Below are 17748 nucleotides of genomic sequence, written 5' to 3'. Positions count from 1 at the left end.
CATGCAAACAGCCAAGCCGTTATTTGACTATCCCAAGTACTGGGCCGAATGTTTCGGTCCTGCGCCATTCCTGCCGATGAGCAGGGAGGAGATGGATCAGCTTGGCTGGGATTCATGCGACATCATCATCGTCACCGGTGACGCGTACGTGGACCATCCGTCGTTCGGCATGGCAATCATCGGCCGGCTGCTGGAGTCCCAGGGCTTTCGCGTCGGGATCATTGCCCAGCCCAACTGGCAGTCCAAAGACGACTTCATGAAGCTCGGCGAGCCGAACCTGTTCTTCGGCGTCGCGGCCGGCAACATGGACTCGATGATCAACCGCTACACCGCCGACAAGAAAATCCGTTCCGATGACGCCTACACCCCCGGTGGCATGGCCGGCAAACGTCCGGACCGCGCGAGCCTGGTTTACAGCCAGCGCTGCAAGGAAGCCTACAAGCACGTGCCGATTGTGCTCGGCGGCATCGAAGCGTCCCTGCGCCGCATCGCCCACTACGACTACTGGCAGGATCGCGTTCGTAACTCGATCCTGATCGACGCCTGCGCCGATATCCTGCTGTACGGCAACGCCGAGCGGGCCATTGTCGAAGTCGCCCAGCGCCTGTCGTGGGGCCACAAGATCGAAGACATCACCGACGTGCGCGGCACTGCGTTCATTCGCCGTGACACGCCTGAAGGCTGGTACGAGGTGGACTCCACCCGTATCGACCGTCCGGGCAAGATCGACAAGATCATCAACCCGTACGTGAACACCCAGGACACCCAGGCCTGCGCCATCGAGCAGGAAAAAGGCCCGGTTGAAGACCCGGATGAGGCCAAGGTCGTACAGATCCTGGCCAGCCCGCGCATGACCCGTGACAAGACGGTCATTCGTCTGCCGTCCGTGGAAAAAGTCCGTGGCGACTCAGTGCTGTATGCCCACGCCAACCGCGTGCTCCACCTGGAAACCAACCCGGGTAACGCCCGCGCGCTGGTCCAGAAGCACGGCGAAGTGGACGTGTGGTTCAACCCGCCGCCCATTCCCATGACCACCGAAGAAATGGACTACGTGTTCGGCATGCCTTACGCCCGTGTTCCACACCCGGCGTACGGCAAGGAAAAGATCCCGGCCTACGACATGATCCGTTTCTCGGTGAACATCATGCGTGGCTGCTTCGGCGGCTGCACCTTCTGCTCGATCACCGAGCACGAAGGCCGGATCATCCAGAACCGTTCCGAAGAGTCGATCATTCGCGAAATCGAAGAGATCCGCGACAAGGTGCCAGGCTTCACCGGCGTCATCTCCGACCTCGGCGGCCCGACCGCGAACATGTACCGCATCGCCTGCAAGAGCCCGGAAATCGAATCCGCGTGCCGCAAGCCATCCTGCGTGTTCCCGGGCATCTGCCCGAACCTGAACACCGACCACTCGTCGTTGATCCAGTTGTACCGCAGCGCCCGTGCGTTGCCGGGTGTGAAGAAGATCCTGATCGCTTCTGGCCTGCGCTACGACCTCGCGGTCGAGTCGCCGGAATACGTGAAGGAGCTGGTGACCCACCACGTTGGTGGCTACCTGAAGATCGCCCCGGAACACACCGAGGAAGGTCCGCTCAACCAGATGATGAAACCGGGCATTGGCAGCTATGACAAGTTCAAGCGCATGTTCGAGAAGTACACCAAGGAAGCGGGCAAGGAGCAGTACCTGATTCCTTACTTCATCGCCGCCCACCCGGGCACCACCGATGAAGACATGATGAACCTGGCCCTGTGGCTCAAGGGCAACGGCTTCCGCGCCGACCAGGTGCAGGCGTTCTACCCGTCGCCAATGGCCACCGCCACGGCGATGTACCACTCGGGCAAGAACCCGCTGCGCAAGGTCACCTACAAGAGCGACGCGGTGACCATCGTCAAGAGCGAAGAACAGCGCCGTCTGCACAAGGCCTTCCTGCGCTACCACGACCCGAAAGGCTGGCCGATGCTGCGTGAAGCCTTGACCCGCATGGGTCGTGCCGACCTGATCGGGCCGGGCAAGGAGCAACTGATCCCGTTGCATCAGCCGTCCACCGACAGCTACCAGAGCGCTCGTCGCAAGAACTCGACGCCGGCTGGCAGCCACAAGGTTGCGAAGGAAACCACCACCAGGATCCTCACCCAGCATACCGGCTTGCCGCCCCGTGGCAGTGACGGCAGCAACCCGTGGGACAAGCGTGAGCAAGCCAAGGCCGCGGCCATGGCGCGCAACAAGCAGGCCGCCAAGGAACGCACCGACGCCGCCAAGGGCAAAGGCAAGAAGCCAGCCCGCAAGCCGGTCGTGCCGCGTTGATCGCAGCCTGAAACGCAAAACGCCAGCCTCGTGCTGGCGTTTTGCTTTCTAGCGGGTGGGTAGCCTGTTTGTTAAGGTGGCGCCCATTCGAGCGCCATCCCAGGCAAGCCAGCTCCCACATGTGACCGCGTCCGCCATTTTGAATGCGGTCAAATGTGGGAGCCGGGCTTGCCCGCGATGAGGCCAGTCAGGTCACCATCATTTTCAAGGAAGAACACCCCCATGAGCAGCCCCCTGCTTGGCATCGGCATGGACTCCAACCGCTCCCAGTTCATGGCGCGCCAGCGCATCGAAAGCCAGATCAACCTGCCACGCCTGTTTGCTGCCATCGACGCCGATCCCGGCATTGTGGGGGCGGGTGTGGTGTATATCGATGCTGACTTCAATGTCGTCACCCTGCGCGAATTCAAACCGATTTGCAGCATCAGGCCCAAGCGCATCATTTTGCGTGAGGCGCAAAAATACATAGCCCCGGCACAGTTTGTGGAGCAGGTGAAGACCAACCCTCGGGAAGGGCGCCTCATGAGCGAGACGTTCGATATGGGGTTGTCATGCTCCGCTGCGGTGATCGGCTGGATCGTTGTCTTCAGCGGCAGCGTTGCCGTACCGTTTACGGCGGGTGCCAGTGCATTTGTGGTCGGCATTGGTGTTACGGCGGCGCTGGCCAGCAGCGCGCAATGTGGGTTTGGCGTAGCGCGTACCTACAACGAAATCCTTGACCCCGATGCCAATGACCGTATGGATGACGCCGAATGGTACGGCGCTGTTTCCCCCATCCTTGATGCCGCTTCTTTGGTGGGTATCGGCACCGGCGCACTGACGACGGTGAGATTGCTCAAGGCCAACAAGGCCGCCGCGTTGGGCAAGAGTTGGTACGAACTGCTCAAGGGCTTGAGCCGCCAGGAACGCAAGAAGTTGACCAAGGAACTGCTAAGCCTGAGGGACCCGAGCCTGACGCCCAAGTTGCTGAAGTTGCAGCAGCGCACAGGCAAACTGACGAAGAGTTTCAGCTCCACCGAAATTCGCCACGCAACCCTGACCCAAATGAAAGATGCACTGGGTGGCATATTAGGCCTCACCGGCAGCTACCGTACCGGTAATGTTGGCGCCGCCAGCACCCTTGCAATTGGCTTGTACGAGGACCTGACGGAATGAACGGCTTTCCCGACATGGGCAGTTTTCTCGCACGCTATTTCCCGGTGTTCATGGGCACGATCTTCATGGCGATCTTTTCCGGGGCGTCTGCTGTATCCCTGGCGGGCGTGACTTACTTCCGTGGCGTTGATCCGGGGCTCAAATCCAGCTACTCCGGGATTGCCATTCTGGTGTTGGTCACGGTGATAGTGTTTGGCAACGTAATGATCGCGCGCGGACGCTCGTGGGCCACCGGCTTGATGGCGGGTTACCTGGGATGTTGCCTGCTGTTCGTATTGCCGATGATTCAATACACCTCTCACGTGCTGGTCTATGGCTCGGCTGTCCTCTTCCCGTTGTTGGGGTTATTGCTGCTCAACAGCAAGCGCCACCGCGAAATGCGCCAGAAACTGCGCGAAGTGCGCCACCTGCGCGAAGCCGTGATCGCCAAGCACAAAGCACGGTGACTGGGTAGATTCACCACCCACCCTCACACTCCCGCCACAAATATGTGCAACCCTCGCACCACGACGGCAGCCATCGCGCCGTTTTGGTGCTGTACTGCACCGGGTCCCACGATAAAGCGCAATGACCACTGCTCTGGCATAAGTCTTGCGCGCTTTGTTTTCATGCCCTGGCTCGCAGGAGGCCGCCGTGTCGATTCATGTCGCGTTGCACCACGTTACGCATTACCGCTACGACCGCGCGGTCGAGCTCGGCCCACAGATTGTTCGTCTGCGTCCGGCGGCTCATAGCCGCACTCGGATTCTGTCCTACGCGTTGAAGGTGCTGCCGGAACAGCACTTCATCAATTGGCAGCAAGACCCCCAGGGCAATTACCTGGCGCGTCTGGTGTTTCCGGAAAAAACTGACGAATTGCGCATCGAAGTCGACCTGGTCGCCGAGATGGCGGTATTCAATCCGTTCGATTTCTTCCTGGAACCCTACGCCGAAAAAATCCCTTTCAGCTACGCCGCCGATGAGCAGCGCGAGCTGGCGCCGTACCTGGAAACATTACCGCTGACCCCGCGATTCGCCGCGTATCTGGCGGGTATCGACCGCACGCCGTTGCCGGCGGTGGATTTTCTGGTAGGCCTGAATCAGCGCCTGGCTGCCGACATCGGTTACCTGATCCGCATGGAGCCGGGCGTACAAACTCCGGAATTCACCCTGGAAAACGCCTCCGGTTCCTGCCGGGATTCGGCGTGGTTGCTGGTGCAACTGCTGCGTAACCTGGGCCTGGCGGCGCGATTTGTGTCTGGCTATCTGATCCAGCTGACCGCCGACGTCAAAGCTCTCGACGGCCCGTCCGGCACCGAAGTGGATTTCACCGACCTGCATGCCTGGTGCGAAGTGTATTTGCCCGGCGCCGGCTGGATCGGTCTAGATGCCACCTCCGGCTTGTTCGCCGGTGAAGGGCATATCCCGTTGGCTTGTAGTCCTGATCCATCCTCAGCAGCGCCCATCAGTGGCCTGGTGGAACCCTGCGAGTGCGAATTTACCCACGAGATGTCCGTGGAGCGCATTTGGGAGGCCCCACGGGTTACCAAGCCCTACACCGAAGAGCAGTGGCTGGCGATCCAGGCCCTGGGCCGGCAGATCGACGGTGACCTGCTCAAGGACGACGTGCGCCTGACCATGGGCGGCGAACCCACCTTCGTCTCCATCGACGACCCCGACGGGGCGGAATGGAACACCGCCGCTTTGGGCCCGGACAAACGCCGCCTGTCTGCCGAGCTGTTCCAGCGCATGCGCAAGCACTACGCGCCCAAGGGCCTGGTGCATTTCGGCCAGGGCAAGTGGTACCCCGGCGAGCAACTGCCGCGCTGGTCCCTCAACTGTTACTGGCGCCGCGACGGCGTGCCGATCTGGCATAACAGCGCGCTGATCGCCGATGAGCAGCAAAGCTACGGCGCCGACGGCGTGATGGCCGGGCGTTTTCTGGCCAGCGTCGCCGAGCGCTTGAAACTGCCTGCGCAGTTTGTATTCCCGGCCTACGAAGACAATTTCTATTACCTTTGGCGCGAAGGCGCCTTGCCGCAGAACGTCACCGCCGAAGATCCGCGTCTGGAGGACAAGCTCGAGCGCGAACGCCTGCGCAAAGTCTTCAGCCAGGGCCTGGATAAAGTCATCGGCCAGGTGCTGCCGCTGGCGCGAACGGCGGCCAATGACCGCTGGCAGAGCGGCCGCTGGTACCTGCGGGACAACCATTGCCGCCTGGTGCCGGGTGATTCGCCCTTGGGTTATCGCCTGCCACTGGCCTCGCAGCCGTGGGTGACGGCGGCGGACTATCCGTTCGTACATCCCACCGATCCCAACCAGGACCTGCCCGACCTGCCGACCCCCTCACAGTTGCAAAGCCACGGTGAGTCGGCCGCCAGCAAAGACCGTATTCCTAAGATCGACGAGTCCGCGGACTGGCTGACCCGCACCGCCCTGTGTGCCGAAGCGCGGGAAGGCCGACTGTACCTGTTCATGCCGCCGCTGGAGCGGGTCGAGGATTATCTGGAGTTGGTGGCGGCCATCGAAGCCACCGCTGAAGAGCTGCATTGCCCGGTGCTGCTGGAAGGTTACGAGCCGCCGAGCGACCCGCGCCTGAGCAACTTCCGGGTGACACCGGACCCGGGCGTGATCGAGGTCAACGTGCAGCCGTCCGCCACCTGGGACGAGTTGGTGGAGCGCACCGAGTTTCTCTACGAGGAAGCCCGGCAAACCCGCCTCACCACAGAAAAATTCATGATCGACGGCCGCCACACCGGCACCGGCGGCGGTAACCATTTTGTGCTCGGTGGCGCCACGCCGAAGGATTCGCCGTTCCTGCGGCGTCCCGATCTGCTGCGCAGCCTGATCAGCTATTGGCATAACCATCCGTCATTGTCCTACCTGTTTTCCGGCCTGTTCATCGGCCCGACTTCCCAGGCGCCACGGGTCGACGAAGCGCGCAACGATGCGTTGTATGAGCTGGAAATCGCCTTCGCACAGATGCCCGAAGCGGGCGAAGAATGCCCGCCATGGTTGGTGGACCGCCTGCTGCGCAACCTGCTGATCGACGTCACTGGCAATACCCACCGCGCCGAGTTCTGCATCGACAAGCTCTACTCGCCCGACGGTGCCACCGGCCGCCTGGGCCTGCTGGAACTGCGCGCCTTTGAAATGCCGCCCCACGCCCGCATGAGCCTGACCCAGCAGTTGCTGCTGCGGGCACTGGTCGCGCGGTTCTGGCGTGAACCCTATGCGCCGCCGAAGCTGGCGCGCTGGGGCACGGAATTGCACGACCGCTTCCTGCTGCCGCACTTTATCGAGCAGGATTTTGCCGACGTGATCGTCGAGCTGAACGCTGCCGGTTATCCGCTGCGGGCTGAATGGTTTGCTGCGCACCTGGAATTCCGTTTTCCCAAGGTCGGCGACTATGCCGTCAGTGGTATCGAACTGGAACTGCGCCAGGCCCTGGAACCCTGGCATGTGCTGGGCGAGGAGGGCGCGGTGGGCGGCACGGTGCGTTACGTGGACTCGTCCCTGGAGCGCTTGCAGGTCAAGTTGAGCGGGCTGCCGCCCCAGCGTTACTTGCTGACCTGCAACGGCATCCCGGTGCCGTTGCAACCCACCGGGCGCGTTGGAGAGTTTGTGGCTGGCGTGCGCTATCGCGCGTGGCAGCCGGCCAACTGTTTGCAGCCGACCATCCCGGTGCATGCGCCGCTGGTGTTCGATCTTTTGGACACGTGGATGCAGCGCTCGCTGGGGGGTTGCCAGTACCATGTCGCCCATCCGGGCGGACGCAATTACGACAGCCTGCCGGTGAATGCCAATGAAGCTGAAAGCCGGCGAATGGCGCGGTTTTTCCGCTTGGGGCACAGTCCCGGGAAATTGCCGGTGCCGAGTGTGGTGATCAATGATGAATTGCCGATGACCCTGGATTTACGGCGCTTTGCAAAAAAGACAGAGGATTGAATGTACATAATCCCGAAAGCGACAAATCTCTAATGTGGGAGCTGGCTTGCCTGCGATAGCATCACCTCGGTACACCAGATACACCGAGGTGCCTGCATCGCGGGCAAGCCCGGCTCCCACATACTGACTTCCCTTGCCCCTGCCGAGCGTTCCATGCCCGATTTGCTCGACCGTTACCCGCTGACCGCGGGCACTTATCACGAACTGCTGGACGACAGCGGCGCGGTTCGTGCCCATTGGCAGCGCCTGCTCGATCACCTGCAACGCAGCACCCCGGCGCAACTCGCCCAGCGTCAGGCCCTGCTGACCCGGCAGATCCAGGAAAACGGCGTGACCTACAACGTCTACGCCGACCCCAAGGGCGCCGATCGCCCTTGGGAACTGGACCTGTTGCCCCACGTGCTGGCCGCCGATGAGTGGAAGCAACTCTCCGCCGGCATCGCCCAGCGTGCGCGCCTGTTGAATGCGGTACTGGCCGATCTCTATGGCCCGCAACGCTTGATCGCCGAAGGATTGCTGCCGGCAGAACTGGTGTTCGGCCATAACAATTTCCTGTGGCCGTGCCAGGGCATCCAGCCGCCCGACGGCGCGTTTCTGCACCTGTACGCCGTGGACCTGGCGCGTACGCCGGATGGCCGCTGGTGGGTGACCGCCGACCGTACCCAGGCCCCGTCCGGCGCCGGTTATGCTTTGGAAAACCGCACCATCGTGTCCCGCGCCTTCCCGGACCTGTACCGCGACTTGCAGGTGCAGCACCTCACTGGTTTCTTCCGCACCTTGCAGGAAACCCTGGCTCGCCAGGCGCCGAGCGACGACCAGCCACCGTTGATCGTGCTGCTGACACCGGGCCGTTTCAACGAAAGCTATTTCGAGCATTTGTACCTCGCCCGCCAACTCGGCTACCCGCTGGTGGAAGGCGGCGACCTGACGGTGCGCGACGCCACGGTGTACCTGAAAACCCTCAGCGGCCTGCGCCGGGTGCACGCGATCATGCGTCGCCTGGACGACGACTTCTGCGACCCGCTGGAACTGCGCACCGACTCGGCCCTCGGCGTGCCTGGCCTGTTGGACGCTGTGCGCCAAGGCAATGTGCTGGTGGCCAACGCCCTGGGCAGTGGCGTGCTGGAATCCCCTGGCCTGCTGGGCTTTTTGCCGAAGATCAATCAATTCCTGTTTGGCGAAGAACTGATCCTGCCGTCCATCGCCACCTGGTGGTGCGGTGAAGCGCCGGTGCTGGCCGAAGCCCTGGAAAAACTGCCGGAGCTGCTGATCAAGCCGGCGTTCCCGTCGCAAAGTTTCGCCCCGGTGTTTGGTCGCGACTTGAACGACGAACAGCGCGAGGCCCTGGCCGAACGCATGCGCGCACGACCTTACGCCTATGTCGCCCAGGAACTCGCGCAGTTGTCACAGGCGCCGGTCTGGCACACCGTCGACGATCACCTTCAACACCGCGCCATCGGCATGCGCGTGTACGCCGTGGCCAGCGCCGACGGTTACCGGGTTTTGCCCGGTGGCTTGACCCGCGTGGCAGCGGAAGCCGATGCCGAAGTGGTGTCGATGCAGCGCGGCGGTGCAAGCAAGGACACCTGGGTGCTCGGCGAACGCGCCCTCGGTACCGAACAATGGCGCGCCCAGCGGGCCATCGGCGCCCATGACCTGGTGCGGCGTGATCCGTACCTGCCGTCGCGGGTGGTGGAAAACCTGTTCTGGTTTGGCCGTTATTGCGAGCGCTGTGATGACAGCGCGCGCTGGCTGCGGATCGTCCTCGCCCGCTATGTCGACGGAGACGACCCGCTGGCGCTGCAGGCGGCCGTTGAGCTGGGTGAGAACCTGCGACTGTTACCGGAGGAGGGGGAGTTGCCTGAGCGGCTTCAGGCGGCGTTGCTCGGTGATGACTGGCCGTCGAGCCTGCGGGCCAACTTGCAGCGTTTGCAGTGGGCGGCGTCCCAGGTGCGCGGCAAGCTGTCCCGGGAAAACTGGCAGGCGCTGGTGGAATTGCAGCGCGAAGCCCTGGAGCTGGAGAGCGAAGAGCCGGACTTCGGCGAACTGCTGGATTTCCTCAACCGCCTGGTGATGTCCCTCGCGGCGCTGTCGGGCTTTGCCCTCGACGACATGACCCGCGACGAAGGCTGGCGTTTCTTGATGATGGGCAGGCGCATTGAGCGCCTGCAGTTTCTCAGCAGCAGCCTGGCGGCCTTCCTGCGCGGCGTGGCGGTGTTCGATCAGGCCGGGCTGGAATGGTTGCTGGAACTGGGCAACAGCAGCATTACTTACCGCTCGCGCTACCTTGCAGTGCCGCAATTGATCCCGGTGTTGGACCTGTTGCTGCTGGATGAGCAAAACCCTCACGCGGTGCTGTTCCAGCTGAAACTGGTGAGCCGCACCTTGCGTCGCTTGAATGACGATTTCGGCGTGCCCCGGGAAACCGGACTGGCGCCATTGGTGGAGCGCCTGGCGCGCTTTGACTTGGGCTGCCTGGAGAACCCGCTGTTCGGCGAGTCCAGCGTGCGCGCTGCGCTGGACGGCCTGGCCGACCTGCTGCAAGCGGTGGCCGATGAAAGCGGGCAAGTCTCGGACCGCCTGGCCTTGCGCCATTTTGCCCATGTGGACGATGTCAGCCAGCAAACGGTGTCTGTGTGATGAGTGCCCGCTACCAGATTTTCCACGATACCCATTACCACTACGACAGCCCGGTGTCCCTGGCCCAGCAGCTCGCGCACCTGTGGCCGCGGCCTTGCGCCTGGCAGCGCTGCAGCTCGCAGCAACTGGAGATCAGCCCCGAGCCGACCTCGCGCCGGGATGAGCTGGACGTGTTTGGTAACCCGATCACCCGGCTCGCGTTCGAGCGGCCCCACGATGAGCTGTTGGTCAACGCCGGGCTGACGGTGGAAGTGCTGGCCCGGCCGGTGCTGGATTTCAGCCTGTCGCCGGCCTGGGACCAGACCCGCAACGGCCTGACCTACAGCAGCCAACCGCTGTCGGCCGAAGTGATCGAGGCCTGCCGCTATCGGTTCGAATCGCCCTACGTGCATCTGAAGAAAAGCTTCGTCGAGTTCTCCGAAGACTGTTTCCCGGCAGGTCGCCCTTTGCTGCTGGGTGTGCAGGCGCTGATGGAAAAGATTTTCAGCGAGTTCACCTTCGATGCCGAAGCCACCCAGGTTGCCACGCCGCTGGTGGAAGTGCTGGAGCGCCGGCGCGGCGTGTGCCAGGACTTCGCCCACCTGATGCTCGCATGCCTGCGCTCCCGGGGCCTGGCGGCGCGGTATATCAGTGGTTACCTGCTGACCCAGCCACCGCCCGGCCAGCCACGGTTGATCGGCGCGGATGCGTCCCACGCGTGGGTATCGGTGTTTTGCCCGGTGTCGGGCTGGGTGGATTTTGACCCGACCAACAATGTGCAGCCGGCACTGGAACACATCACCCTGGCCTGGGGCCGGGATTTTTCCGATGTTTCGCCGTTGCGGGGGGTGATTCTGGGGGGAGGGAGCCATGACCCGGAAGTGCGGGTGACGGTGATGCCGCTGGAGTAATGCACAAGATCGTTCCCACGCTCCGCGTGGGAATGCCTGCTGTGACGCTTTGCGTCACCCTGCACATATCTCAAATCGGGACGCGGAGCGCCCCAGGATGCATTCCCACGCGGAGCGTGGGAACGATCACCTATTCAGCGTCTTTCGGTGCTTCGGTGTCGTCTGTAGCCACTGTACCTTCAGCATCCGGGTTCAGTGCACCGGCTTCTTCGTCGGCTGCAATTTTCTTGCGCTGCAGCTTTTCCTCTTTCTTCTGCTCTTTGGCCAAGTCTCTCTGACGTTTGGCGAAGGAGTAATTAGGTTTTGCCATGGGCGATCCTCTGGGGTCGAAGGTGAGGTTGAGCGGCGCGTATTCTGCCTTTAATCGCGTCCCAAGGGTTAATCGGGTTTTTGGTCCACCCATTTGGGCAAGACCAGCGGTTGCCAGGCATCCAGTACGTCAAGCAGCTCAGCCGGCGATTCGCTCATTTGCAGCATGGCACGATGCGGGGCCCGGACGAAGCCTTCGCCGACGATATGATCAAGAAAATCGGTCAACTTGCGGTAAAAACCGTTCACTTCGAGCAAGCCCAGCGGTTTGCCGTGGTAGCCGAGCTGGCCCCAGGTCCAGACTTCGAACAGTTCTTCCAGGGTGCCCAGGCCGCCCGGCAGTGCAATAAAGGCGTCGCTCAGCTCGGCCATGCGGGCCTTGCGGGCGTGCATGCCGTCGACCACTTCCAGGCGGGTCAGGCCTTTGTGGCCGATTTCCAGGACTTTCAGGCTTTCGGGAATGATCCCGATCACTTCACCGCCGGCTTCCAGGGCGGCATCGGCGACGATGCCCATCAGGCCCACGGCGCCGCCGCCGTACACCAGGGTCAGCTTGCGTTGGGCCAGCGCGCGCCCGAGGGCCACGGCTGCTTCACGGTAGGCCGGGTTGGTGCCGCTGCTGGCACCGCAAAACACACAGACAGACTTCAAGGACATACCTGACTCCACTCAGTTGTGGCTAAAGAGTAAAGGCTGGCTTGCGTCTCTCAAAGGATTAAACCTCGCGTTGAGGTGTTTCGCAGGTGCCGCTGGCGCCACAGGCATAGGCGGCAAGCAGGCTGCGGAACAGGCTATTGAGGTGCATGGCTCGGACTCCGGAAGGGTGATGAGCCGATCATAGGCCGGCATCAGTACTTTGGCCGGTAGATTGTGTCGATGAGTCTGATAGCCTAAAGTTGTATACAATCTGTTGATGCAGATCATAAGAATTCCCGCCTGCCTCAGGCACCCTTGTCGCAATATGCGTTTTTTAAACCCTGCCCTGGAGATTCACATGTTTGCCAAACTCGTTGCTGTTTCCCTGCTGACTCTGGCTAGCGGCCAGTTGCTTGCTGCAGAGTGCAAGGTCACTGTCGACTCCACTGACCAGATGTCCTTCAACACCAAGGCCATCGAAATCGACAAGAGCTGCAAGACGTTCACCGTTGAGTTGACCCACTCCGGCAGCTTGCCGAAAAACGTCATGGGCCATAACTGGGTGCTGAGCTCCGCCGCCGACATGCCTGGCATCGCCAGCGACGGCATGGCCGCCGGTATCGACAAGAACTACCTTAAAGACGGCGACACCCGCATCATCGCCCACACCAAGATCATCGGTGCTGGCGAGAAAGACTCCGTGACCTTCGATGTGTCGAAGCTGGCGGCAGGCACTGACTATGCGTTCTTCTGCTCGTTCCCAGGCCACATCTCGATGATGAAAGGCACTGTGACCCTGAAGTAATCACCCTTCAGGCAAAAAAAAGCGCCCTTCGGGGCGCTTTTTTTTGCCTGTAGACAAGCTGCTCTTGTGGCGAGGGAGCTTGCTCCCGCTGGGCTGCGGAGCAGCCCCAATATGGTCACCGCGTAGCATCAGAAAAAGCGGTAAGCAGGTTTCAGGGGCCTCTTCGCGCCCCAGCGGGAGCAAGCTCTCTCGCCACAACAAGCCCTTTTGCCACAATGAGCTGCTGAGTTACCTCAGGGTGCAAACGGCATCACCCGCTTGTGCTCGGTCTTGCGATAGGTGTCGCAGATGATCTTGAAGGCTTCCTCGCGCACCGGCTCGCCGTGGAGGAACGCATCGATCTCGGCATAGGTCACGCCATGGGACGCTTCGTCCGGCTTGCCCGGCGAGAGGTCTTCCAGGTCGGCCGTCGGGATTTTCTCCACCAACGATTCCGGTGCACCAAAGTGCCGGGCAATCGCGCGTACCTGATTCTTCACCAGCCCGCTCAGCGGCGCCAGGTCGCAGGCGCCATCACCGAACTTGGTGAAAAAGCCCATCACTGCTTCCGCCGCATGATCGGTACCGATCACCAAACCACCGGCCGCACCGGCGATGGTGTACTGCGCCACCATGCGCATGCGCGCCTTGGTGTTGCCCAGCACGAAGTCCCGGGAGACCGCGGCCTTGCCTTCAAACGCCGCCACTTCATTGGCCAGGGATTTCACCGCCGGGCCGATGTTCACCGTGTGGCGCTCATCGGGTTCGATAAAGTCCACGGACGCCTGGGCGTCGTGTTCGTCGAACTGGGTTTCGTAGGGCAGGCGCACCGCAATAAAGCGGTAGGCGTCGTCACCCTTGGCCGCACGCAGTTCTTGCATCGCGCGCTGGGCCAGCAGGCCGGCGGTCAGGGAGTCGACGCCGCCGCTGATGCCCAGCACCAACGTTTTGAGGCCTGAATTGAGCAGGCAGTCCTGGATAAAGGTAACGCGCCGGGCAACCTCCGCCTCAAGGGCGGCCTGGTCCTTGAACGGTGGTTGGACCTTGAGCTGTTCAGCAATCTCGCGCTGTACGGCTTGCATGATTCACTCCTTGCTGGGTAGGGCAGGTACTTTGAAAACGTGGCGCAAATAAGCGACGAAGTTCGGATCGGTGCAGTGGGTCTTGCCCGCTTCATCAGAGATCTTTGCGACGGGCTGGCCATTACAGGCGGTCATTTTAAGCACGATGCTCATCGGTTCCACACCTGGAATATCACAGGTCAGGTTGGTGCCGATGCCGAAGCTCACATTGATCCGACCACGCAGCGCGCGGAAAATCTCCAGCGCCTTGGGCAGCGACAGGCTGTCGGAGAACACCAGGGTCTTGCTCATCGGCTCGATCCCCAGCTTGTGATAGTGGGCGATCGCCTTTTCGGCCCATTGCACCGGGTCTCCGGAGTCGTGGCGCAGGCCGTCGAAGAGCTTGGCGAAGTACAGGTCGAAATCGCCGAGGAACGCATCGGTGGTGATGCAATCGGTCAGGGCGATGCCCAACAGGCCACGGTACTCGCGCACCCAGCAGTCGAGGGCGGCGATCTGGCTGTCGATCAGCCGCGGGCCGAGTTGCTGGTGGGCCATGATCCATTCGTGAGCCATGGTGCCCAGCGGCTTCATGTTCAGCTCGCGGGCCAGGTGCACGTTGCTGGTGCCGACAAAACGCCCGGGGAAGTCGTGCTTGAGCACGTTCACCACTTCTTCCTGCACGCGGTAGGAGAAGCGCCGACGGGTGCCGAAATCCGCCACCTGCAATTCGGAAAGTTCTTCGACGCTGGCATTCGCCGTCAGCCAGTCGAACTTGCGATACAGCTGCTCGCGGGCCTGTTCGAGGATCACGGTCTGGTAGCGATAGCGGTTACGCACTTCGCTGACGATTGCGAGCATCGGCACTTCAAACAGGATCACATGCAGCCACGGCCCGCGCAGGCGGATAAACAGCTCGCCGTTTTCGATGCCGGTGTGCACGTAGCGCAGGTTGAAGCGAAACAGCCCGAGGAAGCGCAGGAAATCCGGCTTCATGAAGCTGATGCGCTCCAGGAAACCCAACTGGTCGGGGCTCAGGCTCAGCTCGGCGAGGCGCTCGATCTGGTAGCGGATCTCCGCCAGGTACGGACGCAGGTCTTCACTGTTACGGCAACGAAACTCCCATTCAACTTCCACGTTCGGGTAGTTGTGCAGCACCGCCTGCATCATGGTCAGCTTGTAGAAGTCGGTGTCGAGCAGGTTCTGCACGATGCGATCGGCAAACACACTCTCGCTCATAACGGGAATCTCCAGACGGGTCGGCGATGGGCGCCGACCTTTACGCACAATTAAGGAATGGCGCTAGTGGCGCATAGACCTGTGCTGTTTTGCCAGTGATTTTTTTGAGGATGGCTACCGGCGCCATCGCAGGCAAAGAAGCTCCCACAGGTGAATGCATTCCAAAATGTGGGAGCTGGCTTGCCTGCGATAGCGGTATTGCAGGCAAAGAAGCTCAATCAGACTCAACCTGCTCCATCATCCACTTCACAAAATCCCGCACCTTGGGCACTTCCGCCGAGTGCTCGGGGTAGGCCAGGTAATAGGCGTCCTGGCTCGGCATCGCGTGCTGCCAGGGGTTCACCAGCTTGCCTTCGGCCAACTCCTCTTCCACCAGAAACCTGGGCAATAGCGCCACGCCGCAGCCCACTTGTGCGGCGCGGATGCACATATAAAAGGTTTCGAAGCGCGGCCCGTGGTAGCTGTGTTCGGTGTGATAACCCTGGGCGGCGAACCAGTCGTGCCAGCCCTGGGGGCGCGAGGCGTTTTGCAGCAGCACCAGTTCGCTGAGTTGTGTGGGGTCGGTAAACGGTTGCGCGGGCAGGCTGTCGGGCGAGCACACGGGCACCAGTTCTTCGTTGAACAGCTTCAGGCTTTCAGTGCCAGGCCGTGAGCCCTGGCCGAAGTAGAAGGCCAGGTCGGCCTTGCCTTGCAGCAGCTCGTCGGGCTCCTGTTCGTTGCACAGGTCCAGGTGAATCTGCGGATGCCGCAGTCGCCAGCCCTTGAGGCGCGGCACCAGCCAGCGCGCGCCGAAGGTGTAGGGCGTGGACACCCGCAGCACTTCAGTCTCGCCGCCATAGGAGCGCAGGTAATGGGTGGACATCTCCACCTGGGTGAGGATCTTGCGCACTTCCACCAGGTACAGATCGCCCGCCGGGGTCATCTGCAAGCGGCGGCGCACCCGGCGAAACAGCAGGTGCTGCAGCAGCTCTTCCAACTGCGCGACCTGTTTGCTGACGGCGCTCTGGGTGAGGTTCAGCTCCTCGGCGGCGCGGGTAAAACTCAGGTGGCGGGTAACCGCTTCGAAACACTGCAAGGCGGTGATCGAGGGCAAATGTCTTTTATTCAGCACGGCACGCCTCTTTTTGTTCTTAGCATGAATAAACGGAATGATATCTCGCCTAATCGTCGTTTGTTGGCAAGTCTTGGTCCAGCTACAAATAAGGTCTGGATCGCCGTGTGAACTGGCGGCGCATATTTCTGTTTGTGGATTGAAGGAGTGACCCATGGTTGCCGCATTGCTTGATCGTCTCGGGGTAAACCCGGCGCTGTACCAGTCGGGTAAACAACCCGTGCATTCGCCGATTGATGGCAGCCGGATTGCCAGTGTGCACTGGGAAGGCGCCGCCGAGGTGGAGCAGCAGGTCAGTCGCGCCGAGCATGCATTCGACGCCTGGCGCAAGGTGCCGGCACCCCGTCGTGGCGAGCTGGTGCGCCAGTTCGGGGACGTGTTGCGCGAGTACAAGGCCGACCTCGGCGAGCTGGTGTCGTGGGAAGCCGGCAAGATCACCCAGGAAGGTTTGGGTGAAGTGCAGGAAATGATCGACATCTGTGACTTCGCCGTCGGCCTGTCGCGCCAACTGTACGGCTTGACCATCGCTTCCGAGCGCCCAGGCCACCATATGCGTGAAACCTGGCACCCGCTGGGCGTTGTCGGCGTAATCAGCGCGTTCAACTTCCCGGTCGCCGTATGGGCGTGGAACACCGCGCTGGCGCTGGTATGCGGCAACGCGGTGATCTGGAAACCGTCGGAAAAGACTCCGCTCACCGCCCTGGCCTGCCAGGCGCTCTTCGAGCGTGTGCTGAAGAATTTCAGCGATGCGCCGCCGTACCTCAGCCAAGTGATCATCGGTGGCCGCGATGCCGGCGCCGCACTGGTGGATGACCCGCGCGTTGCGCTGATCAGCGCCACCGGCAGCACCCGCATGGGCCGCGAAGTGGCACCGAAAGTCGCCGCACGTTTTGCCCGCAGCATTCTCGAGCTGGGCGGCAACAACGCGATGATCCTCGGCCCAAGCGCCGACCTGGACATGGCCGTGCGCGCCATCCTGTTCAGCGCCGTCGGTACCGCCGGGCAGCGCTGCACCAGCCTGCGCCGCTTGATCGCCCATGAGTCGGTCAAAGAGGAAATCGTCACCCGCCTCAAGGCCGCGTATTCCAAAGTGCGCATCGGCCATCCGCTGGAAGGCAACCTGATCGGCCCGCTGATCGACAAGCACAGCTTCGAAAACATGCAGGATGCCCTGGAGCAAGCCTTGAGCGAAGGCGGCCGGGTGTTTGGCGGCAAGCGGCAGTTGGAAGACAAGTTCCCCAACGCTTACTACGTGTCGCCGGCCATTGTGGAAATGCCGGAGCAGAGTGATGTGGTGTGCACCGAGACGTTTGCACCGATTTTGTATGTGGTGGGCTATACCGATTTCGCTGAGGCGCTGCGCCTGAACAATGCGGTGCCACAGGGCCTGTCTTCGTGCATCTTTACCACTGACGTGCGTGAAGCTGAGCAGTTCATGTCGGCGGTGGGCAGTGATTGCGGGATCGCCAACGTCAACATCGGCCCGAGCGGCGCGGAGATTGGTGGCGCGTTTGGCGGTGAGAAAGAGACCGGTGGCGGGCGTGAGTCGGGTTCGGATGCATGGCGCGGGTACATGCGTCGCCAGACCAACACCGTGAACTACTCGCTGGAACTGCCGCTGGCCCAAGGTATTACCTTCGACTGAATCTCTGCTCGAAGTGCGGTCAATGTGGGAGCTGGCTTGCCTGCGA

The 17748-nt window shown here is 61.8% G+C and carries 13 protein-coding genes; 8 read left to right on the top strand and 5 right to left on the bottom strand.

What is annotated here, in order from left to right; translation table 11 throughout:
* The first annotated feature begins 1 nt into the window (after window position 1).
* From JFU58_RS30135 to JFU58_RS30110, 6 genes are all read left to right on the top strand, one after another.
* Window positions 2-2305, top strand: coding sequence for a YgiQ family radical SAM protein (locus JFU58_RS30135; protein WP_201143003.1), 2304 nt, complete (start codon window positions 2-4; stop codon window positions 2303-2305).
* A 222-nt stretch (window positions 2306-2527) separates the two neighbouring features.
* Window positions 2528-3460, top strand: a complete 933-nt coding sequence (locus tag JFU58_RS30130; RefSeq protein ID WP_003217480.1) for an NAD synthetase — start codon at window positions 2528-2530, stop codon at window positions 3458-3460.
* Window positions 3457-3906 (top strand): hypothetical protein, encoded by a 450-nt coding sequence (locus tag JFU58_RS30125; RefSeq protein WP_177069974.1) that lies wholly within the window; start codon window positions 3457-3459, stop codon window positions 3904-3906. The genes JFU58_RS30130 and JFU58_RS30125 overlap by 4 nt, the downstream gene beginning before the upstream one ends.
* Before the next feature lie 187 nt (window positions 3907-4093).
* On the top strand, window positions 4094-7387 hold the full coding sequence (locus tag JFU58_RS30120; protein WP_201143002.1) for a transglutaminase family protein: 3294 nt from the start codon (window positions 4094-4096) through the stop codon (window positions 7385-7387).
* A 153-nt stretch (window positions 7388-7540) separates the two neighbouring features.
* Complete coding sequence (locus tag JFU58_RS30115) at window positions 7541-10027, top strand: circularly permuted type 2 ATP-grasp protein (protein ID WP_063033378.1); 2487 nt, start codon at window positions 7541-7543, stop codon at window positions 10025-10027.
* A complete protein-coding gene (locus JFU58_RS30110) occupies window positions 10027-10917 on the top strand; it encodes a transglutaminase family protein (RefSeq protein ID WP_017478354.1) in 891 nt (296 codons plus the stop codon). Before JFU58_RS30115 ends, JFU58_RS30110 begins: the two co-directional genes overlap by 1 nt.
* A 130-nt stretch (window positions 10918-11047) precedes the next feature.
* On the opposite strand, the gene JFU58_RS30105 is transcribed toward JFU58_RS30110, so the two are convergent.
* Window positions 11048-11227 (bottom strand): hypothetical protein, encoded by a 180-nt coding sequence (locus JFU58_RS30105; protein ID WP_017478355.1) that lies wholly within the window; start codon window positions 11225-11227, stop codon window positions 11048-11050.
* Window positions 11228-11295: 68 nt separating this feature from the next.
* A complete protein-coding gene (locus JFU58_RS30100) occupies window positions 11296-11883 on the bottom strand; it encodes an LOG family protein (RefSeq protein WP_177069980.1) in 588 nt (195 codons plus the stop codon).
* A 337-nt stretch (window positions 11884-12220) separates the two neighbouring features.
* Between JFU58_RS30100 and azu the strand changes: the two genes are divergently transcribed.
* On the top strand, window positions 12221-12667 hold the full coding sequence (gene azu, locus JFU58_RS30095) for an azurin (RefSeq protein ID WP_008439083.1): 447 nt from the start codon (window positions 12221-12223) through the stop codon (window positions 12665-12667).
* A 233-nt stretch (window positions 12668-12900) separates the two neighbouring features.
* Here azu and nadE read toward each other — a convergent pair whose 3' ends face one another.
* The 3 genes from nadE to JFU58_RS30080 form a co-directional block, all read right to left on the bottom strand.
* Window positions 12901-13728: an ammonia-dependent NAD(+) synthetase gene (gene nadE / locus JFU58_RS30090; protein WP_003217462.1), complete on the bottom strand. Its 828-nt coding sequence runs from the start codon at window positions 13726-13728 to the stop codon at window positions 12901-12903.
* A gap of 3 nt (window positions 13729-13731) precedes the next feature.
* Window positions 13732-14946 (bottom strand): nicotinate phosphoribosyltransferase, encoded by a 1215-nt coding sequence (gene pncB, locus JFU58_RS30085; RefSeq protein WP_017478359.1) that lies wholly within the window; start codon window positions 14944-14946, stop codon window positions 13732-13734.
* A gap of 214 nt (window positions 14947-15160) precedes the next feature.
* Window positions 15161-16057, bottom strand: a complete 897-nt coding sequence (locus JFU58_RS30080) for a LysR substrate-binding domain-containing protein (protein WP_201143001.1) — start codon at window positions 16055-16057, stop codon at window positions 15161-15163.
* Between the two features lie 154 nt (window positions 16058-16211).
* Between JFU58_RS30080 and amaB the strand changes: the two genes are divergently transcribed.
* Window positions 16212-17702: an L-piperidine-6-carboxylate dehydrogenase gene (gene amaB / locus JFU58_RS30075; protein ID WP_017478361.1), complete on the top strand. Its 1491-nt coding sequence runs from the start codon at window positions 16212-16214 to the stop codon at window positions 17700-17702.
* Window positions 17703-17748: the final 46 nt, after the last annotated feature.

It is taken from the genome of Pseudomonas sp. TH34 (assembly GCF_016650865.1).
In the GTDB taxonomy this organism is placed as follows: Bacteria; Pseudomonadota; Gammaproteobacteria; order Pseudomonadales; family Pseudomonadaceae; genus Aquipseudomonas; species Aquipseudomonas yamanorum.
Note: the sequence above shows the minus strand (reverse complement) of the source record. Positions and strands in the feature narration are given on the sequence as shown.